The 25,088-nt window shown below is 55.1% G+C and carries 21 protein-coding genes; 12 read left to right on the forward strand and 9 right to left on the reverse strand.

The window, feature by feature from the left end:
* Nucleotides 1-16: 16 nt before the first annotated feature.
* Entirely contained in the window at nt 17-625 is a 609-nt protein-coding gene (locus FHL07_RS11365; protein ID WP_138738480.1) for a LemA family protein, read from the reverse strand.
* A gap of 243 nt (nt 626-868) precedes the next feature.
* On the opposite strand from FHL07_RS11365, the gene bglX reads away from it, so the two are divergent.
* The 3 genes from bglX (at nt 869) to FHL07_RS11380 (ending at nt 7,762) form a co-directional block, all read left to right on the forward strand.
* The gene (gene bglX, locus FHL07_RS11370) at nt 869-3,160 is read left to right on the forward strand and encodes a beta-glucosidase BglX (RefSeq protein ID WP_138738481.1); all 2,292 of its coding nucleotides are present in this window, start codon (nt 869-871) and stop codon (nt 3,158-3,160) included.
* Nucleotides 3,161-3,853: 693 nt separating this feature from the next.
* Complete coding sequence (locus FHL07_RS11375) at nt 3,854-6,727, forward strand: ribonucleoside-diphosphate reductase subunit alpha (RefSeq protein ID WP_138738482.1); 2,874 nt, start codon at nt 3,854-3,856, stop codon at nt 6,725-6,727.
* Between the two features lie 330 nt (nt 6,728-7,057).
* The gene (locus FHL07_RS11380; RefSeq protein WP_138738483.1) at nt 7,058-7,762 is read left to right on the forward strand and encodes a LuxR C-terminal-related transcriptional regulator; all 705 of its coding nucleotides are present in this window, start codon (nt 7,058-7,060) and stop codon (nt 7,760-7,762) included.
* A gap of 72 nt (nt 7,763-7,834) precedes the next feature.
* Here the strand turns inward: FHL07_RS11380 and FHL07_RS11385 are convergent, their stop codons facing one another.
* Nucleotides 7,835-8,557 carry a polyphenol oxidase family protein gene (locus FHL07_RS11385; RefSeq protein ID WP_095032399.1) on the reverse strand — a complete coding sequence of 241 codons (723 nt, stop codon included), beginning with the start codon at nt 8,555-8,557 and terminating at the stop codon, nt 7,835-7,837.
* A gap of 262 nt (nt 8,558-8,819) precedes the next feature.
* Here FHL07_RS11385 and FHL07_RS11390 point away from each other — a divergent pair, with 262 nt between their 5' ends.
* The 4 genes from FHL07_RS11390 to FHL07_RS11405 are packed head-to-tail and all read left to right on the forward strand — an operon-like array spanning nt 8,820 to nt 12,295.
* Nucleotides 8,820-9,524, forward strand: coding sequence for an alpha/beta hydrolase (locus FHL07_RS11390; protein ID WP_095021380.1), 705 nt, complete (start codon nt 8,820-8,822; stop codon nt 9,522-9,524).
* A gap of 20 nt (nt 9,525-9,544) precedes the next feature.
* A complete protein-coding gene (locus FHL07_RS11395; RefSeq protein WP_138738484.1) occupies nt 9,545-10,264 on the forward strand; it encodes a class I SAM-dependent methyltransferase in 720 nt (239 codons plus the stop codon).
* 3 nt (nt 10,265-10,267) lie between these two features.
* On the forward strand, nt 10,268-11,062 hold the full coding sequence (locus tag FHL07_RS11400; RefSeq protein ID WP_095021379.1) for a hypothetical protein: 795 nt from the start codon (nt 10,268-10,270) through the stop codon (nt 11,060-11,062).
* 21 nt (nt 11,063-11,083) lie between these two features.
* On the forward strand, nt 11,084-12,295 hold the full coding sequence (locus FHL07_RS11405) for an MFS transporter (RefSeq protein WP_095021378.1): 1,212 nt from the start codon (nt 11,084-11,086) through the stop codon (nt 12,293-12,295).
* 167 nt (nt 12,296-12,462) lie between these two features.
* Here the strand turns inward: FHL07_RS11405 and FHL07_RS11410 are convergent, their stop codons facing one another.
* On the reverse strand, nt 12,463-13,992 hold the full coding sequence (locus FHL07_RS11410; RefSeq protein ID WP_138738485.1) for a hypothetical protein: 1,530 nt from the start codon (nt 13,990-13,992) through the stop codon (nt 12,463-12,465).
* 477 nt (nt 13,993-14,469) lie between these two features.
* Between FHL07_RS11410 and FHL07_RS11415 the strand changes: the two genes are divergently transcribed.
* The 5 genes from FHL07_RS11415 (at nt 14,470) to codA (ending at nt 19,778) form a co-directional block, all read left to right on the forward strand.
* A complete protein-coding gene (locus FHL07_RS11415) occupies nt 14,470-15,006 on the forward strand; it encodes a hypothetical protein (protein ID WP_130872062.1) in 537 nt (178 codons plus the stop codon).
* Nucleotides 14,945-15,706 (forward strand): hypothetical protein, encoded by a 762-nt coding sequence (locus tag FHL07_RS11420; RefSeq protein ID WP_138738486.1) that lies wholly within the window; start codon nt 14,945-14,947, stop codon nt 15,704-15,706. The genes FHL07_RS11415 and FHL07_RS11420 overlap by 62 nt, the downstream gene beginning before the upstream one ends.
* A gap of 354 nt (nt 15,707-16,060) precedes the next feature.
* Nucleotides 16,061-17,326 (forward strand): cytosine permease, encoded by a 1,266-nt coding sequence (gene codB / locus FHL07_RS11425; protein ID WP_138738487.1) that lies wholly within the window; start codon nt 16,061-16,063, stop codon nt 17,324-17,326.
* Nucleotides 17,323-18,546 carry a PucR family transcriptional regulator gene (locus FHL07_RS11430; RefSeq protein WP_138738488.1) on the forward strand — a complete coding sequence of 408 codons (1,224 nt, stop codon included), beginning with the start codon at nt 17,323-17,325 and terminating at the stop codon, nt 18,544-18,546. Before codB ends, FHL07_RS11430 begins: the two co-directional genes overlap by 4 nt.
* Nucleotides 18,543-19,778 carry a cytosine deaminase gene (gene codA, locus FHL07_RS11435; protein WP_138738489.1) on the forward strand — a complete coding sequence of 412 codons (1,236 nt, stop codon included), beginning with the start codon at nt 18,543-18,545 and terminating at the stop codon, nt 19,776-19,778. The genes FHL07_RS11430 and codA overlap by 4 nt, the downstream gene beginning before the upstream one ends.
* Nucleotides 19,779-19,934: 156 nt before the next feature.
* On the opposite strand, the gene flgE is transcribed toward codA, so the two are convergent.
* The 6 genes from flgE to FHL07_RS11465 all read right to left on the reverse strand — a co-directional run bounded on the left by flgE (nt 19,935) and on the right by FHL07_RS11465 (nt 25,052).
* Nucleotides 19,935-21,263 (reverse strand): flagellar hook protein FlgE, encoded by a 1,329-nt coding sequence (flgE, locus tag FHL07_RS11440; protein ID WP_095001821.1) that lies wholly within the window; start codon nt 21,261-21,263, stop codon nt 19,935-19,937.
* A 29-nt stretch (nt 21,264-21,292) separates the two neighbouring features.
* Nucleotides 21,293-22,018, reverse strand: coding sequence for a flagellar hook assembly protein FlgD (gene flgD / locus FHL07_RS11445; RefSeq protein WP_095001822.1), 726 nt, complete (start codon nt 22,016-22,018; stop codon nt 21,293-21,295).
* A 15-nt stretch (nt 22,019-22,033) separates the two neighbouring features.
* A complete protein-coding gene (gene flgC / locus FHL07_RS11450) occupies nt 22,034-22,480 on the reverse strand; it encodes a flagellar basal body rod protein FlgC (protein WP_138738490.1) in 447 nt (148 codons plus the stop codon).
* Nucleotides 22,481-22,483: 3 nt separating this feature from the next.
* Nucleotides 22,484-22,891: a flagellar basal body rod protein FlgB gene (gene flgB, locus FHL07_RS11455; protein WP_016782175.1), complete on the reverse strand. Its 408-nt coding sequence runs from the start codon at nt 22,889-22,891 to the stop codon at nt 22,484-22,486.
* A gap of 355 nt (nt 22,892-23,246) precedes the next feature.
* Nucleotides 23,247-24,074 carry a protein-glutamate O-methyltransferase CheR gene (gene cheR, locus FHL07_RS11460; protein ID WP_095001824.1) on the reverse strand — a complete coding sequence of 276 codons (828 nt, stop codon included), beginning with the start codon at nt 24,072-24,074 and terminating at the stop codon, nt 23,247-23,249.
* 45 nt (nt 24,075-24,119) lie between these two features.
* Nucleotides 24,120-25,052 carry a chemotaxis protein CheV gene (locus tag FHL07_RS11465; RefSeq protein ID WP_095001825.1) on the reverse strand — a complete coding sequence of 311 codons (933 nt, stop codon included), beginning with the start codon at nt 25,050-25,052 and terminating at the stop codon, nt 24,120-24,122.
* Nucleotides 25,053-25,088 lie beyond the last annotated feature (36 nt).

The raw sequence follows: 25,088 nt of genomic DNA on the forward strand, positions 1-25,088 counted from the left end.
GAAGGGTATAAGGCCGTTAAAACTTCACTTCCGGCGCTTTGTCGGCGTCCGGGGTGGTGGCTTCGAATGTGGAGCGCACCGGCAGGTCGCTGTACATCACCGCATGCCACAAACGCCCCGGGAAGGTGCGGATCTCGGTGTTGTAGCGTTCAACCGCGAGGATAAAGTCGCGCAGCGCCACGCTGATGCGGTTTTCCGTACCTTCTAGCTGTGATTGCAACGCCAGAAAGTTCTGGTTGGATTTAAGGTCAGGGTAGCGCTCGGACACCACCATCAACCGGCTCAAAGCTCCGGTCAGCTGGTTCTGCGCGTCCTGGAACTGCTTGAGTTTTTCCGGGTTGTTCAGCGTGCTGGCATCAACCTGGATCGAGGTGGCCTTGGCCCGCGCTTCAATCACCGCGGTCAGGGTGGCCTGCTCCTGCTTGGCTGCACCCTTGACCGTTTCGACCAGATTGGGGATCAAGTCAGAACGACGCTGATACTGGTTCTGCACCTGGGACCAGGCCGCCTTGACCTGCTCGTCGAGGGTGGGAATGGTGTTGATCCCGCACCCCGCCAGCAGACTGCTCAAGGCCAGAAGGGCGAGGGCTTTCCAGCCCGCTGCTTTAAAACTTTGTATGCCCATGCTTGCAACGCTCCGAAATAACAACATTGGGTTTATTGACCACACACCACGCCTAATAACTCCCGGCAATACTGGATTGCTAGCGGCGAATCAGCTAAAAGACTGCCTGCCATGCAGGAATACTCCGTTCTAAAGGTAGGTCAAATCTTTGATTCGAGTACTCCTGATACCTCCCCAGAACAATATCGCTGCACGAGCGTGGGTCTCCCTCGCTTCAAGTGAGCGGCTGCGCAGAAGAATCCAATGAGAAATATGTGTTTGCTGGGCATCGTCATCAGCCTGGCCAGTCACACCGCCTGGGCTCAAACCCCGGCCGCCCCGCTCCCCCCCAAAGACGTGTTCGTCGCTGAGCTGCTGAAAAAGATGAGCGTCGATGAAAAGATCGGCCAACTGCGCCTCATCAGTATCGGCCCGGAAATGCCCCGCGAGATGATCCGCAAGGAAATTGCTGCGGGCCGCATCGGCGGTACGTTCAACTCCATCAGCCGCGACGAAAACCGCCCGATGCAAGACGCCGCCATGCGCAGTCGCCTGCAGATTCCGATGTTTTTCGCGTACGACGTGATCCACGGCCACCGAACGATTTTCCCGATCAGCCTGGCCCTGGCCTCCAGCTGGGACATGGACGCCATCGGCCTGAGCGGCCGCATCGCCGCCAGGGAAGCCAGCGCCGACAGTATCGACCTGACCTTCGCGCCGATGGTCGACATCGCCCGTGACCCGCGCTGGGGCCGTACCTCCGAGGGCTTTGGCGAAGACACCTACCTGGTCTCGCGCATCGCCAAGGTGATGGTGCAGGCCTATCAGGGCGCATCCCCGGCCCTGCCCGGCAATATCATGGCCAGCGTCAAGCACTTTGCCCTGTATGGCGCGGTAGAAGGCGGCCGGGACTACAACACTGTGGATATGAGCCCGACACGCATGTTTCAGGACTATCTGCCGCCTTACCACGCCGCCATTGAGGCAGGCGCGGGCAGCGTGATGGTGGCCCTTAACTCGATCAATGGCGTGCCAGCCACTTCAAACATGTGGCTGATGCAGGATTTGCTGCGCAAGGACTGGGGCTTCAAAGGCGTGGCGGTCAGCGACCACGGCGCGATTAACGAGCTGATCAAACACGGCGTGGCCAAGGACAGCCGCGAGGCCGCCAAGCTGGCGATCAAGGCCGGTATCGACATGAGCATGAACGACAAGGCCTACGGTGAAGAACTGCCGGGCTTGCTCAAGTCTGGTGAAGTGCCGCAAAGCGATCTGGACAATGCTGTACGCGAGGTGCTGGGGGCCAAGTACGACATGGGCCTGTTTGCCGACCCGTACCTGCGTATCGGCAAGGCCGAAGATGACCCGGCCGACACCAAGGCCGACAGCCGCCTGCATCGTGCCGAAGCCCGTGAAGTGGCACGCAAGAGCCTGGTATTGCTGAAAAACCAGAACGATACCCTGCCCCTCAACAAGCAGGCGCGCATTGCCCTGGTGGGCCCGCTGGCCAAAGCCCCGATCGATATTATGGGCAGCTGGGCCGCAGCCGGTCAGCCTGCGCAATCGGTGACCGTATTTGACGGCATGCGCAATGCCATCGCCCAACAGGACAACCTGATCTACGCCCGTGGTGCCAATATCACGGACGATCAAAGCGTCGTCGACTACCTCAACTTCCTCAACTTTGATGCACCCGAAGTGGTCAACGACCCGCGCCCGGCGCAGGTCATGATCGACGAAGCCGTCAAGGCTGCGCAGCAGGCCGACGTGGTGGTTGCTGTGGTAGGTGAGTCGCGGGGCATGTCCCACGAGTCGTCGAGCCGCACCAATCTGGACATTCCTGCCAGCCAGCGCGCCCTGATTACGGCCCTCAAAGCCACCGGCAAGCCGTTGGTGCTGGTATTGATGAACGGCCGCCCGTTGTCGATCGATGTGCAACAGCAGCAGGCCGATGCCGTGCTGGAAACCTGGTTCAGCGGCACTGAAGGCGGCAACGCCATTGCCGACGTGCTATTTGGCGACTACAACCCCTCCGGCAAGTTGCCGATCACTTTCCCACGCTCCGTTGGCCAGATCCCGACCTACTACAGCCATCTGAGCATTGGCCGTCCCTTCACGCCGGGCAAACCGGGCAACTACACCTCGCAGTACTTTGATGAGCGCAACAGCCCGCTGTACCCGTTTGGCTATGGTTTGAGCTACACCGACTTCAGCCTTTCAGATGTCCGCCTGTCGGCCAAAACCCTGAAGCCGGGCGCAACCCTGACGGCCAGCGTCACCGTAACAAACACCGGCAAGCGTGCTGGCGAAACGGTGGTTCAGCTGTATATCCAGGACGTTACTGCGTCCATGAGCCGAGCGGTTAAAGAGCTGAAGAACTTCGAGAAGGTCATGCTCAACCCCGGCGAGCAGAAAGTCGTGCAGTTCACCCTCAGCGAGAACGACCTGAAGTTCTACAACGCGCAGTTACAGCATGTCGCCGAACCTGGCGAATTCAACGTACAAATTGGCCTGGACTCGCAAAACGTCCAGCAAAACAGCTTCCAGTTGCAGTAATTTCGCGTAATTGCCGGGAAGGCTCCACGCCGCCTTCCCGGCCCCTCCCCGCAACAATCCGTACTTGACCTTTCCTATCTTTGCACCCGCCTGAAAATGCGTTCGGACAGCGCTGTTTTTTGTGGTAGGGTTCGCGCCCTCAAAATCCGGCACACAGGATTTGTCCCGGCTAAATCCGGTGACAAACGGCTAAATGCCGGTGCAGTGCGGCCTACGTGGATCTCCAAGCTTTCACACACAATTTACACACAGGGTTATCCACAGGCAGTACGTTGCACAACCCCTATAAAACGCATATCTTGTATCAGCTTCGCCAAAAAACCCCATATGTAGGGTTTTAGGCCAAAAACCCAACACAACTCAGACGAGAATTTCAAGCCCTTTTCTCGCGCCTGTCGGGTTAAACCAAACGCAGCTTTCAAAGTCCAAACCGCTTATGCGGATGGCAACCGTTTTCCAGCCCAAAGGTCGGAAAGCGGCCCGGGTGTTGCAGTAAAAATACTGTCATCCAACAGGAATACGGTTTCACGCGGTCTGCGTGAATCAAGACTTCGGCACGGAAGCGGCTTAACCCCCCTTCTGTACGTCCCGAAGTTGTTATGCCCGGTTCATTACCGGTTGTAGTGCTTCAGGACGGAACGGTGGGCACCCAAAAGGCGCCCAAACAAACATAGAGAATGTGGAGACACCCCCATGCAAACCGATACAACTCGCGAGAACTCGCAGGGTACCGATTCAAATCTGGATCTGTCTGCGACCGCGCCAGGCCAGCTGCGCGTGATCAAACGTAACGGGGCTGTGGTTCCTTACACCGATGACAAGATCACCGTTGCCATCACCAAGGCGTTTCTCGCAGTTGAAGGCGGCAATGCTGCCGCTTCGTCGCGCATTCACGACACCGTTGCGCGCCTGACCGAACAGGTCACCGCAACTTTCAAGCGTCGCATGCCATCGGGTGGCACCATCCACATCGAAGAAATCCAGGACCAGGTAGAACTGGCCCTGATGCGCGCCGGCGAGCAAAAAGTGGCCCGCGACTATGTGATCTACCGTGACGCACGCTCCAAGGAACGCGCCAACCGCGCACCGGCCGAAGACGCCGTGCAGGCTCACCCGTCGATCCGCATCACCCGTGCCGACGGCACCTTCGCCCCTCTGGACATGGGTCGCCTGAACACCATCGTTTCCGAGGCCTGCGAAGGTCTGGAAGAAGTGGACGGCGAGCTGATCCAGCGCGAAACCCTGAAAAACCTCTACGACGGCGTAGCGCTGAGCGACGTCAACACCGCCCTGGTGATGACCGCCCGCACCCTGGTAGAGCGTGAGCCGAACTACTCGTTCGTGACCGCGCGCCTGCTGATGGACACCCTGCGCGCCGAAGGCCTGAGCTTCCTGAAAGTAGCTGACAGCGCCACCCACCACGAGATGGCTGACCTGTACGCCAAGGCCCTGCCTGCCTACATCGCCAAGGGTATCGAGTTCGACCTGCTGAACCCGGTGCTGGCCACCTTCGACCTGGAAAAACTGGGCAAGGCGATCAACCACGAGCGCGATCAGCAGTTCACCTACCTGGGCCTGCAAACCCTGTACGACCGTTACTTCATCCACCACGCTGGCGTGCGTTTCGAACTGCCGCAGATCTTCTTCATGCGCGTGGCCATGGGCCTGGCGATCGAAGAGAAGCAGAAAGAAGACCGTGCCATCGAGTTCTACAACCTGTTGTCGTCTTTCGACTACATGGCCTCGACACCGACCCTGTTCAACGCCGGTACCCAGCGTCCGCAGCTGTCCAGCTGCTACCTGACTACCGTGCCGGACGACCTGTCGGGCATCTACCACGCGATCCACGACAACGCCATGTTGTCGAAATTCGCCGGTGGCCTGGGCAACGACTGGACTCCGGTACGTGCATTGGGTTCGTGGATCAAGGGCACCAACGGCAAATCCCAGGGCGTTGTACCGTTCCTGAAAGTGGTGAACGACACCGCCGTAGCCGTTAACCAGGGTGGCAAGCGCAAAGGCGCTGTATGTGCCTACCTGGAAACCTGGCACATGGACATCGAAGAGTTCATCGAGCTGCGCAAGAACACCGGTGATGACCGTCGTCGTACCCACGACATGAACACCGCCAACTGGATCCCTGACCTGTTCATGAAGCGCGTCTTCGATGACGGCCCGTGGACCCTGTTCTCGCCGTCCGAAGTACCGGATCTGCACGACCTGACCGGCAAGGCCTTCGAAGAGCGCTACGAGTACTACGAAGCACTGTCCCAGTACCCGGGCAAGATCAAGCTGTTCAAGACCATTCAGGCCAAAGACCTGTGGCGCAAAATGCTGTCCATGCTGTTTGAAACCGGCCACCCTTGGCTGACCTTCAAAGACCCGTGCAACCTGCGCAGCCCGCAGCAGCACGTTGGCGTGGTTCACAGCTCGAACCTGTGCACCGAAATCACCTTGAACACCAACAAGGACGAAATCGCGGTTTGCAACCTGGGCTCGATCAACCTGCCGAACCACATCGTCAACGGCAAGCTGGACACCGACAAGCTCAAGCGCACCATCGACGTCGCCGTTCGCATGCTCGATAACGTGATCGACATCAACTACTACTCGGTACCGCAAGCGCGCAACTCGAACTTCAAGCACCGTCCGGTTGGTCTGGGGATCATGGGCTTCCAGGACGCCCTGTACCTGCAGCACATTCCTTACGCTTCGCAAGCCGCCGTGGAATTTGCCGACAAGTCGATGGAAGCGGTCAGCTACTACGCGATCCAGGCGTCCTGCGACCTGGCTGACGAGCGTGGCGCTTACGAGACATTCCAGGGTTCGCTGTGGTCCAAAGGCATCCTGCCGCTGGATTCGCAACAGATTCTGATCGAGCAGCGCGGCCAGAAGTACATTGACGTTGACCTGAACGAATCCCTGGACTGGGCACCGGTTCGCGCCCGTGTACAAAAAGGCATTCGCAACTCCAACATCATGGCCATCGCACCGACCGCCACCATCGCCAACATCACCGGCGTATCGCAGTCGATCGAACCGACCTACCAGAACCTGTATGTGAAATCGAACCTGTCGGGCGAATTCACCGTGATCAACCCGTACCTGGTTCGCGATCTCAAGGCTCGCGATCTGTGGGACTCGGTCATGATCAACGACCTGAAGTACTACGACGGTTCCGTGCAGCAGATCGAACGCATCCCGCAAGAGCTCAAAGAGCTGTATGCCACTGCGTTCGAAGTGGACACCAAGTGGATTGTTGACGCCGCCAGCCGTCGTCAGAAGTGGATCGACCAGGCGCAGTCGCTGAACCTGTACATCGCTGGCGCTTCGGGCAAGAAGCTGGACGTGACCTACCGCATGGCCTGGTACCGTGGTCTGAAAACCACCTACTACCTCCGTGCCCTGGCTGCGACCAGCACCGAGAAGTCCACCGTCAACACCGGCAAGCTCAACGCAGTATCGAGCGGCAAAAACAGTGAAGACGTTGCTGCGGCCCCAGCCGGCCCGGCACCGGTGCCAAAGGCTTGCGCCATTGACGAGCCGGATTGCGAAGCTTGCCAATAAGCTGAGCAGGCAGGCGGGTCAAACCGCCTGACCCAAAACCCCCGTTAAACCCTGGCAACAGTTGGGTTTGGCGGGTTTTTTTGTTTTTTGGGGGGAGCGAACCAACCCGACTGTGCCTTACCAGTCATTCAGCATGTGAAAACAAGCAGATTCATAAATAAATTTTATTCCGAAGCCTTTGTGTTGAACCAGACAAGTAATTTGTAGGATTTATCCTTCGCAACAAGCAGAACGTTGATAGACCTCGTGGGAAAACACCTATTAACTCCTCAAAGCAGATGGCAAATACTCACCTTATCGCGAAATAGTTAAAGCGCTAAGGGGATCGCCATGAACAATAAAGTGCAACTCAAGTCACTAACAAGCTACCTGAGCAAAACATTTTCTGCGTGCAAAACGCTCGATGATTTATGGACTGCCTGCATCAGCACAACAAAACAAGTTAACTTCGAACACTTTTCCTTCCGCATTCAATACCCAACACCTTTTACAAATCCAAAAAACCACACCTATGGAAATTACCCATTCAATCCAGACCCGCTACTTAGCACAAAGCGTGCAAACATCACATCAGGTTTCTTTAGAATTTGTACAGAACACTTAGACACATTAAGTCATCTCGAGGCACACAACACTGCCCCCTTATTCAACTTGGATGACAATATTTATTACATAACGCAACCAATACCAAAGCAGGATGGCGTGTTCGAGCACTTACTACTGGCACGAGCCCATCAAAAAATCGAACATAGAGAGATGAAAATACTGCACTTTGTGATAGAACAAATGACAGCGGAAATTCATAACTGGATGAGTAAAATAAATAGCCCTACTTCTTTGGCTGTAACACTGTCGACACGAGAGAAAGAGATTTTACGTTGGGGCGCAGACGGAAAAACGTCTGAAGAAATCGCAATAATACTTGGGCTCTCGCAAGACGCCATAAACTTTCACTACAAAACAATACAAAATAAAATAGGCACTACCAATAGAGCACAAGCCATTGCCTATGCAATTATCAAAGACTATATATAACATATTAAATAATGCCAATTGGAATACGCCCACAAGGCAAAGCAACTACAATATTTGGACCCTCTATTGACTTCAGCATTCTCGCAGGCGTATCCATGAGTACTGAAAAGCCTTCGACTCACTTTGATGCTTTCGCCTCCTGTAACTACCCCATTCATCCCCACTACAATAAGTGCATATCCCCGCCACCTCAACTTGCATACGGCCCACCCCCAAATCCTCTAGCAAATAAAGGCCATAAAGAGTGAGATCAACCCACGCTTCGTTATGACTGACAGGTGCACGACGGAGAGTAACGCCAAACTCTGATTCTGTACGAACTCTAGACCATGGCGCCTGGCGCCCCCGCCAAAGATGTCCATGCGCCTGTTCAATTGTATCAACAAGCTCCTTTCCAACCTCATAGCAACATGAATGTATGGCAGGACCTATTGCAACTTGCAAATGTTCTAACGAGATATTTTCTCGTATGAACGCAAGAAAGGAATTTTCGATTATACCTGCCGCTAATCCTTGCCAGCCGCCATGAATGGCAGCAACGAACTTATCTTTTTTTGAACCTACAAGAATAGGTAGACAGTCTGCTGTCACGATTCCTATGGGACGGGTTGTACGTGTGAAAATCGCGTCCCCAGCGATGGCACCAGACTCATCTGCATCGCCCACTTGAATGACGTTTGCACCATGCTTCTGAGCACAACAAAATAAGTTTGTGGGTTTATGGAAATTGCTGGCCGAGCCGAATGCGTGTTCCAGCCCGGGTAGAGCATTCAAATTATCAGCAAAAAAAGACATTTGAACCTCACTTAAAAGTAATAGCACGCACCTTTATGGCAACACAGGGTCTATGTATTCAATAGTAGGTGCATGGCTAGCTACCTAGACAAAGCAAAGTTAACAATTTGATTTAGTTGAGATTTCAACCTCAAGCACAACCCGTGCCACTCACAACTACCAAATCTTGTAGATGTAAATCTATCAGCCAACGTCTATAAAAACAAATATCGCCCCTACAAATCTCTACCGGGCCAATACTCGACGATGATTAGGATAGGATATGAAACGGCTAATCGAAGACTTTATGGTGCGCTGCGGAACGGCACACTTACGAGGACAACGCTGGCACTGCAACTCCCCTAAGAGAACAGTCTTGCTTATGCACGGTGCTGGCACATCCAGCAGCAAAGGTTTTTACAGTCTTCAAACATACTTAAACTCTCATAGCGTCGAAACGATTGCATTTGATTTTCTTGGGCATGGGCACACCGGCGGAAACTTGCAACATTCCAGCTTGGAAAGAAGAACCGAGCAAGCATTAGCTGTGATCCACAAACTCGACCTACAGGAAGGTCTTAATATAATGGGCTTCAGCATGGGGGCGCATAATGCACTCCATATAGCTTCACAGATCTCGGTTGCTCGCCTAGGGCTGGCGATACCCGCGATTTATTCAGAAAAGGCTGAAACCTTAAAATTTGGCCCCTCATTTTCATCCTGCATACGCCAATACCGAAGTTGGGAACACAGCAAATGCTTTTCCATCATCCAACACTTCAAGGGGAAACTGCTTATTATTTCTGCAGAAAAAGACATGATCATTCCCGCTGAAATCCCTTGCAAACTGATTGAATACGCACAAAATTGCCTCGCTGCTGAGCACCATTGTATTCGTCAAGCTGGCCACGATCTAGAAACACACTTCAGTGAATACCCACACAGTAGACATCTGGCTTTGAACAGCATTTTAAGATGGATTACATAAGACGTTGACTGGAATTCATAATGAAAAATACGTTTGATTATCTTTATATTTATTTTTCAGAAAATTATCTTACCCATGAGAGGACGAAGAAAGAATGCACTCTTATTGAACATCTTTGCAGCCTTGAAAAAGGTGACCACGTACTGGATATCGGCTGCGGCCATGGTCGAATTTCCAATGAGCTTGCTCACAGGGGCTATCGTGTAACGGGCATTGACTGGAGCCAGAACGCACTTGACTTGGCTATCCTTAACGCTCGTAAAAGCAACCTTGATATTTGCTACAAAAACAAAAACTTCCTTGACACGCTCTGGAGGGAAAAATTCGACTGTGCGCTTAGTTGGTACACATCTTTTGGATACTCTAATGACGAAATTTGCAAATTGCAATTAAGCAAAATTTACGATTCATTGAAGAAAGGAGGCCGTTTTTTGATTGATCATATTAATCGTGATCGCTGCCTTAAATACCTTCCCACCTCAAGTGTTCTAGAAAGAGAAGGGAACTTTATGATCGACCACTTCGACTACAACCCTGCTCAAGGAATACTTCATGTTAGACGCCAATTTATTAAAGATGGAGAACTGAGTGAAACACCTTACAACATCCGACTATTGACATTCACGGAAATCAAGGAGTGGATGCTACGCGCAGGATTTAAAAATATAGAGGGCTATAATAATAAGGGACAACCTTTTAGCGTTGACAGCGAAAGAATGATCCTAACAGGCGTGAAATAACTTATGAGAATTATATTTTCGGAGTCAAACCCTGACTACAAAAACTATACATTTCCTTACGCTGTTTGGGCCATACCTGAATCACAGGAAGAAATCGTTGAACTCTATGACCGCGGCTTTTTACCTTCACGCAAACCGAGATTCTATTTAACCCGAAGCACAAGAATTACCCTGAAAAGATTTGAACTTACCTATAGAGCTCGACGAACGCTCAAAGCCTGTCAAGATATAGAAATGACGCTTATTAATATCAGCGATTTCGTTATCGACAAGAGCATCCGTGAATTATGCCTACAGTGTGCGGAACAGCGATTTGGGGAAGGAGTGATTAATGAACAGCGACTTAACCGAATCATCAATCCGGAAAATGCGACGCACATCATGCACTTCACCAGGAAAGAGAAAACTGTCGGCCTAGTAACAATTAACACAGCTCCTAAAATAGCACACTATAACTTTGCCTTCTATGACATTACCGAACCAAAAAAATCGCTAGGCACGTTCATGCTGACCGCAACAATTAATTACTTTCACAACCGTGACTGCAACTACCTTTACATGGGCACATGTTACGGGAAAAAATTCTTGTATAAAGCACACTTTGAAGGGTTCGAGTTTTTTAACGGCGCTCAATGGTCATCTGACATGAACGAACTGAGCTTTTTGATGGAGCGCCCTCACCAACCGAATCACTTATTTGAGTCATCCGATTATCTGAATACATTCCATCCAATAACGTTGGATATTGACGTACACGAGACAGGCTTCCGTTACATTACTCAGGCGCATAGCGCCTGACGATTAAAGGCGCACTGAGTAATGAGTCAAATATCAGTCCCCGCATATGCCACTGTTATATTTTTCTCGAGGGCTGGAACCGGTATATTTTTTTTTATAAATACTTGGATTGTGATTGACTTAACAGGGTACGCCACAAGTGCGGCAATAAGCTTGTTGATTGCAACACTGCCCAGCCTATTTCTTTCAATGATAATCGGAAGTATGGCTGACAAATATCCAGCTATAAAGCTTGTGCTATATTCTGAATGCACGCGCTGCCTGACACTACTGGTATATGCATCGTTATTTGTCATGGATCGAGCATCCCCTGCATTCGCTTACTCCGTCAGCTTCTTAATGTCCATTTGCGCAGAAATACAACTATTGTCTTGGCGTGTCATTTTGGCAACGTTCGCAACTCATGAAAAAAACTTCAAACTCAATGCACTTTCTGTTACCAGTGGGCAGGCAGGTGTCATAATTGGAGCAACAGGCTCCGGCATGTTATTCGTAACTCTTGGGCCGACCTTTACTATCGCTATCGCCAGTACTATTTTCTGGGCATCCAGCTGCTGCATTGCTTATATGGCAAAGGCGCTTCACTCGCCGTGTGCGAGTGCGATCACCAAGATAAGCACGCTAAACCATTTGATCGCTCACCTGAGATCCATACTTGAAGGCTTTCAATATATCACCCAGCAACCCCGCCTCATCGGATACTATCTGCTGATACTGCTAAACACGAACATACTATATATGTCAAATGCATTACTTGCCCCCTTCGTAAAAGGACCTCTCAATCTGAATGCAAATGCATATGGACAGATTGACGCCGCCTATTCTATTGGAGCAATCATTGGCGGACTGATTATAGTAAAACTCACCCAACGACTCGGCACTTTGAAAATCACCCTATTGGGCCTGACCACCCTAGCGTTATCACTATTCATCTTCGCTCAATCTGAAGCTTTCCTTCTGGCCTTTTTTTCATATATTGGAATTGGCCTGGGATGCCAAACATCCATTGTAAGTCTCAGCCATGCACAAAGAATTACTGATCCGACACTACACGGGAGAGCCTACGCAACCTTAAACACTTTAACCGGATGTTTCGGCGTACTTATTTTCATATTAAGTACACAGTTCACTTCACATGAAGAGCTACGAAACATGTTCGAATACCAAGCTATTGCAGTGACGACTGTTCTATTAATTATCGGTGCTAGCAAAAAAATTAAAGACTCTCTATAAACCGGATACCACATATGAGTCCAAAAGCACGCGCCGGATTGCGAAGCTTGCCAATAAGCTGAGCTGGCAGGCGGGTCAAACCGCCTGACCCAAAACCCCCGTTAAACCCTGGCAACAGGTGGGTTTGACGGGGGTTTTGTTTTTTGGAGGGGTGGGGAGTTACGCGGTCATTTGCGCCAATCGGCTATCTGCTGCGCAGTGGCGTAGAAATCAACGCCAGCACCCAAGGCTTGCTGCCCATCCGGCTGATTGTGACGTAACCCCTCAAGCACTTGAGCATGACTGCGACGGAATTGCCCAAGCTGTTTTGCACCTTGCGGGCTGGCCGTTTGCGCTGCTGTCTCGATGCGTTGATACAAGTCCATCTGATTGGTAGCCGCCAGGTTGGTGGGGACATAGGGGCGATTAGCCGCAACGGCCTCTGCAATCGGGAATGTTTCGGCAAAGGTATGGTAGCCGCCAAAGTTCATGAAGGCGGCAATACCCAGCCCGGCCGCCAGCACCATGTGTTCATTGCCATAGATTCTATCCGGGTTCAACGTGTTGAGCGCCAGCAGCACGTCACAGGTACTGCCGGATTGCGCCCCCGCAGATGGCAGACCCTTGAGGTTGGACTCCATTGCGAATGTGCCAAAGGGCTGCCAGCGATTGATACCCACGCCATGCAGCATTGAAAAATGCTCCAGCATGCCGGTCAGGCCTTGCTGGGAATAGGCTGGCGGCACGTTCTCCATTTCAGCCTCTGACATGGTGAAAGGCCGGGTCAGGTCTGCAATCGGCGCACCTTGACGGGGAATTGCATTGAGATTCTGATTGCGATCACCCAGCGCTTTGCGCAAGGCGGCCTGCTCAGTGCTGTGCGGGTCGACCGTGTTCTGTACCACCAGCCCAAACCCCATCTTGAGCTTGGCCGCATCTTCATAAACTCCCTTCACCGGCCGCAACTCCCCGCCGACTTCCACCATAGGCATCCGTTCACTGCGGGCACGACTGAGCGGATTGTCAAAGGCCGGCGTACGCGTCTTGCTTGAAAACTCCTTGAAACGATCAGCGAACTGATCTGCCTGCGCATCAAGACCAGCCTCACGCAGCAAGGCCACGCAAGCCGCGGTATTGGCTTGTTTGTGCTGCGCATAGAGCCCGGGTTGACTCTCGTCTTCTACGGGGGCCATCAACTGGCACATCGTGCTGCCAAAAGCGCTCGACGCACGGATTTTAGTCAGCAGGTCAACATGGTTTTGCTTGTCGAACCCTTCTGTACATCCGGCCAGAGGAGTCTGCAGCGTGTTGATCAACCACGGTTGCAGCGCCTGCCCGGGTTTCATCTGCCGACCAATCTGGTCGGACTGTGCTGCCAAAGGCTCGATGGTGGCCTGCAGAACATCGCGCAACGGCTGCTCCCGTCCCTTGTAATGGACGGCAAGCCCACCCGCCACGCTTTGCTCGCTCAACCCCTGACGCAACACCGTTGCCAGTTGTGCGGCGTGCTGGTCGAACACTTCACCTATCCTGCCTGGCTGGTTCAACAAGGCCATGCTGGCGCCCGCTTCAAAAAACTTGCTGTTGGTGATCATCTGTCTTTGTACATCCGTCAGGGCAACACCATGGAGACTGCTTTGAGCAACGGCATCTGGCTTACCTTGACTGTCGATGCCATATACCGCATCGAGCGATGTACCTGACCTGGAAATAAACATGATGCTCACCTCATTAATAGTGCACTTGGATAGATGGGGCATGGAGAAGGCACGCACAGGCTCGCAAACCAGTAGCAAACCTGGCGACGCAACAGGCCATTGGGCCGCAAACTTTGCCCTTGAACTAAAAACAAAACAAATATCAAAGTGTAAGAAAATAACAAGGAAAGACGAACAGCCCTCTTAATTATTAGCGTACTGAACCGAATACATACTCACATCCAATAAACACTTTCACGGCAATAAAGACATGATGCCTTATCAATAACACTTGCGATCTTTGTACCTGTTAACCCCCGGTAACAGTTCGCTTGCACGTTGTGGAACCCGCCCTGCAGCCCGGGCCACAGACTGCGAGACATGTAATGGACTGCACGGTCGCCGATACCCTCCCTGCTCCCGGAGTGTGTTGCTTGACCGTTCACATGTTGTTTCCCACGAAGGATGACCACCATTCGATCGAACGAACGAAAACACATGAAAGATCTCAGCTCGATTTCCCCCTTCAGGTTTACCCCCACGGACAGCGTTGCCCGGGGGACTTCACACATCAGCGCCGGCGCCATTCCCGCCGCCCCACCTTGCTGTACACCCAAAGAAATATACGATCGTGTCCACCAGGAAATATCCCGGCGCTATCTGTCATTCGATCAAGGTAAGGAAATGGGATTTGCCGGCAAGGCCGGAGTAACCGGTGATATCGACTTCATTACCAAAAAAGATTTGATTGGCATACTGCGACACTTGAAAGAGGATGAAAGCGCACTGCAGGAGAGCAAAAAAGACTCTGCTCGGACTCAACTTTTCGACAAGATTTATTTGATGTCCGGGGACAAGGAGACAGGCAGAAACTGGAATTTAAGACTCCACAATTACAGTGTGCGCGGCACAGGGCTTGGAGGCGAAGACATCCCCCACCGTCATCGCTGGACGCTGGACGCTGGCCAGCAATGTGCTTACTGGTGGTTACAACAACGTCAATTACGAAGAACGCAGTGTCTCGCAGCCCCATGACCCCAAAGACAAATTCAACAAATACGTGCTTGGCGCATCGAGTGCGCAAACAACCCAGGGCGCCAGGGGGGCAACGCTTGTAAACGAAGCCGTGATGGTTCCCTTCAAAAATGAAATTTATGCCAAGGGTGACATCAATCATTTCCCGATTGCCCTGCCGCACAGTGTTGATACAGCCCCTGCCTATATGGGGACTACATTGACCCTGGCCCACACGGGCGTGCCGACGACAGATACGTCCATTGCTTATTACAAAGAAGCGTTCACCAGCTTGCCTTCACTGCACTTTGAAAGTGTCGAGGCCTTCAAGGCGTCCATTGACCTGCGCATCGCGCAACTTCAGGTGCTGGACTTGCAGGACAACCTGAGTACGTTCCTCAACGCCAGGCAACAGAACAACCAGCCGTTAACCCCCGACGAAACCCGGCACCTGAGGGATACCCACGAGTACAACTATGTAGAAACATCGTTGCTGCCGGCCCTGGCCATTTACAACATGGAAAAAATCAATGGCATCGAGCACCGGGAGTTCTCGGCCGACACGGCGAAATTTCTCGATAGCCAACTTTCACAGATCAATCAACGTGTACTTAACACCCTGTTCGAAGGTAACCAGACGGACCTGATGGACCAGCGCCTTTCCCTGGTACTGGAGCCCGGCGCTTTCGCCCAGGCCATGGCTGAAAGACAGGGGCAATAAACCTCGATTCGCGGATCCGCAGCGATAGCATTGCGTTCTAACTGTTGGGCACTGTGGGAGCGGGCTTGCCCGCGATTGTCCTGTTACACCGCAGCGATCCCGTCGCGAGCAAGCCCGCTCCCACAGAACGTGTAACCATCACCCCGAAACAGTGCGCCCGCGCCACAAAATGAATCACTCTGCACATTCTTCAGCCTGATATTCGCTCGCCAATAGGCACTCTGCACACCCGCCCATATGCCGTGTGCCCGCTTTTCTCCGGTTTACCCGCCCTGACAAAACAGGCCCGCTTATTGCTCTGGCTCCTGTGTGCTACCGATATCGGCGCACCCATTCGAGGCGGAGAAATAGACCATGAGTTCACCCGGCGATTTTCCTTTGAGCGAAGCCCCGCGTTCAGCGCGCAAGGGGTTGTTGTCGATTTCGATGGTGCTGTTCAGCTTTACCTTCTTTACCGGCACCATGTTCGCCGGTGGCAAGCTGGGCATGGCCTTCAACTTTGTCGATATGCTGTGGATTGCGGCCATCGGCAATACCCTGCTGGCGCTGTATGCCGCCGCCCTGGCCCTGATCGCTTCGCGCAGCGGCCTGAACACGGTGCTGATGGGACGCTTCTGCTTTGGTGAGGCCGGTAGCCGCCTCTCGGACTTCCTGCTCGGTTTTGCCGAGCTCGGCTGGTACGCCTGGGGCACGGCAACGGTGGCCATCGTGCTGGTGAAGATGCTCGGCCTGGCCGAAGGCTTCACTCTGCCCTTGATGGTGTTTTTCGGCATGGGCTTCAGCATCACGGCGATCATCGGCTACAAAGGCCTGGATGTGCTGTCGCGGGTTTCGGTGCCGCTGATGTTTGTCCTGCTGATCGTCTCCATGTATATCGCCACGCAGCATGTCGGCGGGTTTTCCGGGCTGGCAGCGGTGATCCCGGAGCAGACCATGACCGTCTCGGCAGCCATTACCATGGTCTTTGGCACCTTCGCCAGCGGTGCCACCCAGGCCACCAACTGGACGCGACTGTCGCGCAGCGGACGCATCGCCGTGACCGCCAGCGTGGTCAGTTTTCTGCTGGGCAATGGCCTGATGATCGTGGCCGGCGCCTGGTGCGCCATGGTTTATCAACAGGCCGACATCGTCGAAGTGATGATGCTGCAAGGTCTGTCGTTTGCCGCCGTAGTCATGCTGTGCCTGAACCTGTGGACGATCCAGGGCCCGACCATCTACAACGTGGCCGCTGCCACCTGCCATCTGGTGCGCAGCGAACGCCGGCGCACCATGACTCTGCTCGCCGCTGCCGTGGGCGTGCTGCTGGCGATGGGCGGCATGTATGAAATGCTGATTCCGTTTCTGGTGCTGCTGGGTTCGGTCATCCCGCCCATTGGCGGCGTGATCATGGCCGACTTCTGGTTTCGCCATCGCGGCAAATACCCGGCCCTGGCCAGCGTCCAGTTACCTCGCTACAACCTGGCAGGGCTGACCGCCTATGCCGTGGGCGCCTTGCTGGCCTATTTGTCGCCATGGATTGCGCCTCTGGTAGGCATTGGCGCATCGGCCATCGTCTATGTCGTGCTGCTGAAACTCAGCCGTCAACCGGCGGTGCTGCCCACCGTCCAGGAGCCCCTTTGAGCCTGACCGTTGAAGAGATCCTGGCCCTGCCCGGCCTCGAAGAGATGACCCTGCGGGCCGGCGCACGCAACCGCCAGCGCAGCGTGCGCTGGTCCTATGTGGCCGAGAACGAAGGCATCGCCGGCTGGGTCATGGGCGGTGAGCTGGTGTTTGTCACCGGGATCAACCACCCCCGTGACGAGGCCAACTTGCTGCGCCTGATCGACGAAGGCAGTGACTGTGCGATTGCCGGACTGGTGGTCCTGACCGGCGAGACCTTCATCCACAGCATTCCCCCATCGGTGATTGCACTGGCCGAAGCCCGCGGCGTGCCCCTGATCGAGCAACCGTACTTGCTGAGAATGGTCATCGTCACCCATTTGATTGGTACTGCACTGGTACAAATGGCCCAGACCAAACGCTCGCGCCACGACATTCTGGCGCAACTGCTCAGTGGCGATTACCCCAGCCTGGCCACCCTCCGCCAGCGCGCAACGCACTTGCAGCTGGCGCTGGACCAACCGTGCCGCCTGGTTGCGCTACGCTTGTCAGCAGTCAGTGTACTGTTTGCCAGTCACGCACCCGAGGAGGCAGAACGCCTGTTGCAACACACCCGCCAGACCGTACAGGATCACCTCGACGTGTGGAGCCGTGCCCTGCCCCGCGCGTTGCCGGTGATCGTGCAGGGTGATCTGTTCATCCTGTTGCTCGCTGAAGACAACAACCTGCGCACAGAACTGGCGAGCCTGTATCGGGACTTGCAGGCCATCATCGGTAATCTGGCGCTGTTTATGGGGCTGGCAGGCAAGGTCGAGGATTGCGCCCATTATCACCGGGCCCTGAACGAAGCACGCCAGGCGCTGGATGTTGCAGAAAACCTGCGCCCGGCCACCGGCCTCTGCGATTTCAGCGAACTGGGCGTGTTGCGTCTGCTGCAGGCCGTGGGCGAACGCTCGGTGATCGATGCTTTCGTGCAGCAGACCCTGGGCCCGTTGATCGAACCCAACCGCAAGCAACCCTATACCCTGATCGATACCCTGGATGCCCTGCTCCAGGAAAACGGCAACGCACTCAAGGCCGCGCAACGCCTGAGCATCCATCGAAATACCATCAATCAACGCATGCAACGCATCGAGCAAAACAGCGCCCAGTCGCTCGATGATCCCTTATTCAGAATGAATGCTTCGGTGGCCCTGCTGGTGTGGCGCATGTCCGAAGCTCAACGACAGGAACGACCATGAAGATCATCAATGCCACGCTGCGAAAAACCCCCGGCCTGCACACGATCACCTGTGAGGGCGAGCAGATCGCTGCCATCACCCTGCAAGCAGGCAGCGTGCCGGCGCAGGCAGGCGAGATCGACGCCCGGGGCCAGTTGCTGATCGCGCCTTTTGTGGAGCCGCATATCCATCTGGACGCGGCCCTCACCGCGGGCCAGCCCGAATGGAACCTGAGCGGCACCCTGTTCGAGGGCATCGAGCGCTGGGCCCAGCGCAAGGCAACCATCACCCATGAGGACACCAAGCAGCGTGCCCACGCCACTATCCGCATGCTCGCCGAACACGGCATCCAGCATGTGCGCACCCATGTCGATGTCACCGACCCGACTCTGGCCGCACTCAAGGCCATGCTCGAAGTGCGTGAGGAAGCCCGCCATCTGATCGATCTGCAAATCGTCGCCTTCCCCCAGGAAGGCATCGAGTCCTATGCTGGTGGTCGCGAACTGATGACCCGCGCCGTGGAGCTGGGCGCCGATGTGGTGGGCGGCATCCCGCACTTTGAAAACACCCGCGAACAAGGCGTCAGTTCGATCAAGTTTTTGATGGACCTGGCCGAACGTACCGGCTGCCTGGTGGATGTGCATTGCGATGAAACCGACGACCCCCATTCGCGTTTTCTTGAAGTGCTGGCCGAAGAAGCCCGGGTACGCGGCATGGGCAGCCGGGTGACCGCCAGCCACACCACGGCGATGGGTTCGTATGACAATGCCTACTGCTCCAAACTGTTCCGCTTGCTCAAGGCATCAAAGATCAACTTTGTCTCGTGCCCGACCGAAAGCATCCATTTGCAGGGTCGTTTTGATACCTTCCCGAAACGCCGTGGCGTGACCCGGGTGGCCGAAATCGACCGTGCCGGCATGAACGTGTGCTTTGGTCAGGACTCAATCAAGGACCCGTGGTATCCGCTGGGTAATGGCAATATTTTGCGGGTGCTGGATGCAGGGCTGCATATCTGCCACATGATGGGTTTTGAAGACCTGGCGCGCAGCCTGGACCTGGTCACCGACAACAGTGCACGGACGCTGAATCTGGGTGAGGGATACGGTATCGCAGTGGGCCGCCCGGCGAACCTGGTGGTGCTGGATGCCGACAGTGATTACGAAGCGGTGCGCCGCCAGGCCAAGGCGCGGGTATCGATCCGCGCTGGCAAGGTGCTGATGACGCGGGTACCGGAGCAGGTGGAGTTCAGCTGAGACCCGCGACGAACATTGTGGGAGCGGGCTTGCTCGCGATGGCATCAGCCCGGTTTGCCTGACATGCCGCAGCGTCTGCATCGCAGGCAAACCAGCTCCCACAGGTTATATATTGCTCACGCACCCGATGCCCGCAGGATCATGGTCGCAGCGCTATCACGTCATCTGAATGATGGTCTGCATGATGGTGCTTTGGGTCGAGATGGTTTTGGCGTTGGCCTGGTAGTTGCTCTGGGCCTTGATCAGGTCCACCAGCTCACTGGTCAGGTTTACGTTGGAGTCTTCCAGCGAGTTGGACTGGATGGCGCCCAGGCTGCCGACCTTCGGTGCGTCGTAGCCCGCCACGCCTGAGGCGTAGGTCTCTTTCCAGGCCGTGCCGCCCACTGGTTGCAGACCCTGCTCATTGGTAAAGCTGGCCAGGGAAATCTGGCCAATCGCCCGGCTCTGGTTGTTGCTGAAGTTGGCGAACATCACACCCGAACCGTCGATGGTCAGGTTGTTGATCTGGCCGGTAGCGTAGCCATCCTGGGTCGGCGGGTTGCGCGAGGTGTCGGTGTTGTACTGAGTGGTTTTGGCCATGTCGATGGCAATCCCGGTGTCCTTGGCTGCCGCGCCGTTGGACGCCCACTTGCCATTGACCATGGCGCCCGGCATCCAGGTGCTGACGGTCAGGGTGTTGCTGACGATATCGGGTTCACCGGCCACCGGGTTGGGCGTCGTCACACTGGTCAGCCCGCCGGCTGAGTCGAATTGCATGATCGAAGCCACCGGCGCTTTCGCGCCGTCTCCGCTCACTGCGCTGCCATCGGGGTTGCGACCGTCAATCAGGGTGTAGGCCTTCCAGGTATTGGCACCGGTCTTGACCATGTACTGGTCCATCGGGTGTGGATTGCCCTGGGTATCGTAGACCGTAGTACTGAAGCTTTTCGTATAGGATTCGGCTTTGCTCGGGTCGAACGGGTTGGCGGTCTGATCAATCACCGCAGCGTTGGAGTTGAGGTTGATCGTCGAGTCCACCGAGCCCGTCGCCTTGGGCGCCAGGTTGGAAGTATCGATGCGCAGGTCGGTCAATACGCCATTAACGATATTGCCATTGGCATCCACGCCATAGCCCTGCAAGCGCGCAGTGCCATCAGAGCTGGTGACAAAGCCGTCTTTGTCGGCCTTGAACGTACCGGCGCGGGTATAGCTCAGAGAGCCGTTGTCACTGAGCACGAAAAAGCCGCTGCCCTGGATGCCCATATCCAGCAGGTTGCCGGTGTTGTTAACCGCACCTTGACCAAAGTTTTGCGAGACCGCTGCCAGGTTCACGCCACTGCCGATGGTCTTGCTGCCGGTACCCAGCTTGCTGGCCGAGTAGATATCGGCGAATTCCGCACGCGAGGCCTTGAAGCCGGTGGTCGCAGAGTTGGCGATGTTGTTGCCGGTCACGTCCAGCTGCTTGTTCGCCGCATAGAGGCCGCTAAGGCCGATATTGAATGACATGTTTCTCTCCTTGAGGCGTATGAGTCGGCTTACAAGCCAATGGTCTGGACTTTGGACATGCCAATGCTGCCCAGGCCTGCGAGGTTGAGCATGATTTCACCGCCGGTCTTGCTCAGGGTCACGCTGTTGACCGTGGCTGGCAGATAGGTGGTGAGCGCCGTGGTACCGGCGTCGGTTTTGCTGGAGGCGGTGAAGGTGTAGGAGCCCTTTTCCAGCAGCACACCCTCGTCGTCCTTGCCATCCCAGGTAAACTCCGCGTTGCCGGCTTTCTGGGTGCCCATGTCGATGGTGCGAACCACCTCACCGTCGGCATTGGTGATGGTGATAACGGGTTTGGAGTCAGCGTCCTTGACCACCACGGTGCCGTTGAAGGGCTTGTCGCTGGCCGGATCCACATAGGCTTCGCCGGTCTGCACGATCACCGAACGCCCCACCAGCGACGAGGCCTGCAACGCCTGCGAAGACTGGAAGTTGCCGGAGATCGAATTGACCGTATCGTTGAGCGTGGTGATGCCTTCCAGGCTGCTGAACTGCGCCAGTTGCGCAACGAACGCCGTGTTGTCCTGCGGGTCCAGCGGGTTCTGGTTTTTCAGCTGGGTGACCAGCAGTTGCAGGAACGCATCCTTGCCCAGCGCCGTGTTGCCGGATACCGCCTTGGAGGCCGCCGCCAGGCTGGTGTCAGTGGTCTTGGCCTGGGCGGAGTTGGCGAGTACCTGGTTAAGGGTCAAGCCGCTGGTGGAATCGGTCACACTCATTTGCGTCGCCCCTTATCACTGACCGAGGGTCAGGACCTTCTGCATCATGGTTTTGGCGGTATTCATCAGCTCGGCGTTGGTCTGGAACGAACGACTGGCGGAAATCATGTCGGCCATTTCTTCAACCACATTGACGTTGGGGTAATACACATAGCCCTTGGCGTCGGCAGAAGGATGGTTGGGCTCGTAGCGGGCCTGCAACTCGCTCTGGTCTTCAACCACACCCAACACCTGCACGCCCTGGCCGGCGGCGTCCTGGTTCTGGAACAGCGAGTCGCCGCTGCTGTTGCCTTGCGCACCTTGAAACATAGTGGCAAACACCGGGTGGCGGGCGCGGTAGGTCTGGTCGATGCTCGACGACACCGTATCGGCGTTGGCGATGTTGCTGGCCACGGTGTTCAGGCGCGTGGTCTGGGCGCTCATGCCGCTACCGGCAATATTGAAGACACTGGATAGAGACATGGATCACTCCCCGCGCAGGGCCGACATCAGCCCTTTGAATTTGCTGTTGAGCAGGGTGAAGCTGGCCTGGAAGTTGACCGCATTCTCTGCATAGTTCGACTGCTCAAGCTGAGCGTCCACGGTGTTCTGATCGATCGACGGCTGCATCGGCGTGCGGTACAGCAGCGACTCGTCGCCGCTGCTCAGGCCCTGGGCTTCGATATGGCGGGTGTTGGTCTTGTTCAACGCAAATGTGCCGTTCTGGTTTTTGTCGTTCTGGGCGGCGAGCACAGAGGCGAAATCCAGATCCCGAGCCTTGTAGTTCGGGGTATCGGCGTTGGCGATGTTGTTGGCCAGTACTTCAGCGCGCTGGGCACGAAAGCCCAGGGCCTGTTCATGGATACCAAGCGCTTTATCGAAGCTGATGCTCATCTCGAAAAACCTTTGTGGGCTGACCTGAGAGTGTGGTTCAGGTTTTACATGACAGGGATAGAGCAAACCCCGTGCCAGTTTTTACAGCCCCGTAACACAAGGGTTTGCCGGGAGGCGGGAGATGGCAATGGCAAAAAAGCGGCAATGCTTGACCGCTGACTGCCGGTTTTCTGCCGCTTTGCTTTGGATTCGTCGTAGCAGTTGCCGAAGGAACCAGGCTGCGTTCGGCGACGAAGTCGTCGTAAAAACCCTGGTAGCCGGGTTTGACTGTTACACCGCAGCCCCTGATTTTGCGACTGCTTCGCAGCCGAACGCAGCCTCGTTCCTTCGGCAGCTGCTACGGGGTTTTCTCAGCCTATTTGGCTTGGTAAATGATCCCCGGGCTGCATTGCACCATCTGGTAGTGGTCCGGCAAGCCGTTGAGGGCTTCAGAGGCGCCCAGAAACAAATACCCGCCCGGCTTCAAGGTGCTGTGAATGCGCAGCAGGATGTCTTTTTTCACTTCGGCCGAGAAGTAGATCAGCACGTTGCGGCAAAACACGATGTCGAACTTGCCGAAGCTGGCGTAGCTGTCCAGCAGGTTGAACGGGCGAAACTCCACGCGGTTTTTGATCGGCGCCTTGATCACCCAACGCCCCGGTCCCTTGGGATCGAAATAACGTTGCAGGCGCTCCGGTGACAGGCCCCGGCCAATGGCCAGGTTGTCGTATTCGCCGGTGCGGCAGGTGTTGAGCATCTGCGCTGACAGATCGGTGGCAAAAATCTGCACGCCGGCTTTGAGCTGCCCAAGGTTGCTGCGCTCGAATTCGTCAATCGCCATCGACAGCGAGAACGGCTCCTGCCCCGAAGAGCAGGCCGCCGACCAGATACGCAGGCGCTGGCCGGGGCTGGCCTTGATTTGCTCCGGCAACACCTTGTTTTTCAGCACTTCAAAGGGATAGGTATCGCGAAACCACAGGGTTTCGTTGGTGGTCATGGCATCGACCACCTGCTCGCGCAACCCGCTGCGCGGCTGAGCCTGGATGCGTTGAATCAGCTCGCCCAACGACTTGATGCCCTGCTGCTCCATCAATTTGTTGAGGCGGCTGGAGACGAGGTACTGCTTGTTCTCACCCAGCAAAATGCCACAGGCTTTTTCCAGGAATACCCGGAACTGTTCAAAATCCAAATTAGCCGTCGACAAATGATCCTGCCTCTTAAATCGTTTTGACCGCCAAGGGCTGCGCCCCTAGCTGTGGTCTGCTGCTTTGATCCGGTCAACTACCCGGGTTGCCAGGTCATCAGGGCGGAACTTGGCCAAAAAGTCATCGGCACCGACTTTTTTGACCATCGCCTGATTGAATACTCCGGACAACGAAGTATGCAGAATGATGTGCAAGTTTTGCATCCGCGGGTCGTTGCGGATTTCAGCTGTCAGGGTGTAGCCGTCCATTTCCGGCATCTCGATATCCGAGATCATCATCAGAAACTCTTCAGACGGGTTCTTGCCCTCGTCCACCAGCTTGCGCAGGTAGTCGAGCGCCTGGCGCCCGTCGTTCAACGACACCACTTCAACACCCACCGATTGCAGGCAACGGGCAACCTGCTTGCGCGCCACCGACGAATCGTCAACGGTCAGCACCCGCAATGACAGCGCCTTGCTTTGGGTTTCAACATCCACCACGCCCTGGCTGATGGTTTCAGACGATGGCGAGACTTCTGCCAGCACCTTTTCCACGTCGATGATTTCGACCAGTTGCTCGTCCATACGGGTCACGGCCGTCAGGTAATGGTCGTGACCGGTGCCCTTGGGCGGCGGATGAATGTCTTCCCAGTTCATATTGACGATACGCTCCACTGAACGCACCAGAAAGCCCTGGGTCTTGGTGTTGTACTCGGTGATGATCACAAACGGGTTACTTTGATCCTTCAAGGCTCCCGCACCGGTGGCCATCGCCAGGTCGAGAATCGGTATGGTCGCGCCGCGAATGCTCGCCACACCGCATACCACGGGGTGGGACTTGGGGATCAGGGTCAGCTTGGGGCATTGCAGCACCTCGCGGACCTTGAACACATTGATCCCGTAAAGCTGTGGCCCATCCAGGCGAAACAGCAACAGCTCCAGGCGGTTTTGCCCCACCAGTTGAGTGCGCTGGTTAACCGCATCCATCACTCCGGCCATACTCAGCTCCTCTTAAAAACTTCTAGTTTCAACCCG

This window comes from Pseudomonas sp. FSL W7-0098 (assembly GCF_005930585.1).
In the GTDB taxonomy this organism is placed as follows: domain Bacteria; phylum Pseudomonadota; class Gammaproteobacteria; order Pseudomonadales; family Pseudomonadaceae; genus Aquipseudomonas; species Aquipseudomonas bubulae.

Coding starts and splice junctions, on each gene's coding strand:
- FHL07_RS11365 (WP_138738480.1), bottom strand. CDS start 625: ATGGGCATACAAAGTTTTAAAGCAGCGGGCTGGAAAGCCCTCGCCCTT.
- bglX (WP_138738481.1), top strand. CDS start 869: ATGAGAAATATGTGTTTGCTGGGCATCGTCATCAGCCTGGCCAGTCAC.
- FHL07_RS11375 (WP_138738482.1), top strand. CDS start 3,854: ATGCAAACCGATACAACTCGCGAGAACTCGCAGGGTACCGATTCAAAT.
- FHL07_RS11380 (WP_138738483.1), top strand. CDS start 7,058: ATGAACAATAAAGTGCAACTCAAGTCACTAACAAGCTACCTGAGCAAA.
- FHL07_RS11385 (WP_095032399.1), bottom strand. CDS start 8,557: ATGTCTTTTTTTGCTGATAATTTGAATGCTCTACCCGGGCTGGAACAC.
- FHL07_RS11390 (WP_095021380.1), top strand. CDS start 8,820: ATGAAACGGCTAATCGAAGACTTTATGGTGCGCTGCGGAACGGCACAC.
- FHL07_RS11395 (WP_138738484.1), top strand. CDS start 9,545: ATGAAAAATACGTTTGATTATCTTTATATTTATTTTTCAGAAAATTAT.
- FHL07_RS11400 (WP_095021379.1), top strand. CDS start 10,268: ATGAGAATTATATTTTCGGAGTCAAACCCTGACTACAAAAACTATACA.
- FHL07_RS11405 (WP_095021378.1), top strand. CDS start 11,084: ATGAGTCAAATATCAGTCCCCGCATATGCCACTGTTATATTTTTCTCG.
- FHL07_RS11410 (WP_138738485.1), bottom strand. CDS start 13,992: ATGTTTATTTCCAGGTCAGGTACATCGCTCGATGCGGTATATGGCATC.
- FHL07_RS11415 (WP_130872062.1), top strand. CDS start 14,470: ATGAAAGATCTCAGCTCGATTTCCCCCTTCAGGTTTACCCCCACGGAC.
- codB (WP_138738487.1), top strand. CDS start 16,061: ATGAGTTCACCCGGCGATTTTCCTTTGAGCGAAGCCCCGCGTTCAGCG.
- codA (WP_138738489.1), top strand. CDS start 18,543: ATGAAGATCATCAATGCCACGCTGCGAAAAACCCCCGGCCTGCACACG.
- flgE (WP_095001821.1), bottom strand. CDS start 21,263: ATGTCATTCAATATCGGCCTTAGCGGCCTCTATGCGGCGAACAAGCAG.
- flgD (WP_095001822.1), bottom strand. CDS start 22,018: ATGAGTGTGACCGATTCCACCAGCGGCTTGACCCTTAACCAGGTACTC.
- flgC (WP_138738490.1), bottom strand. CDS start 22,480: ATGTCTCTATCCAGTGTCTTCAATATTGCCGGTAGCGGCATGAGCGCC.
- flgB (WP_016782175.1), bottom strand. CDS start 22,891: ATGAGCATCAGCTTCGATAAAGCGCTTGGTATCCATGAACAGGCCCTG.
- FHL07_RS11465 (WP_095001825.1), bottom strand. CDS start 25,052: ATGGCCGGAGTGATGGATGCGGTTAACCAGCGCACTCAACTGGTGGGG.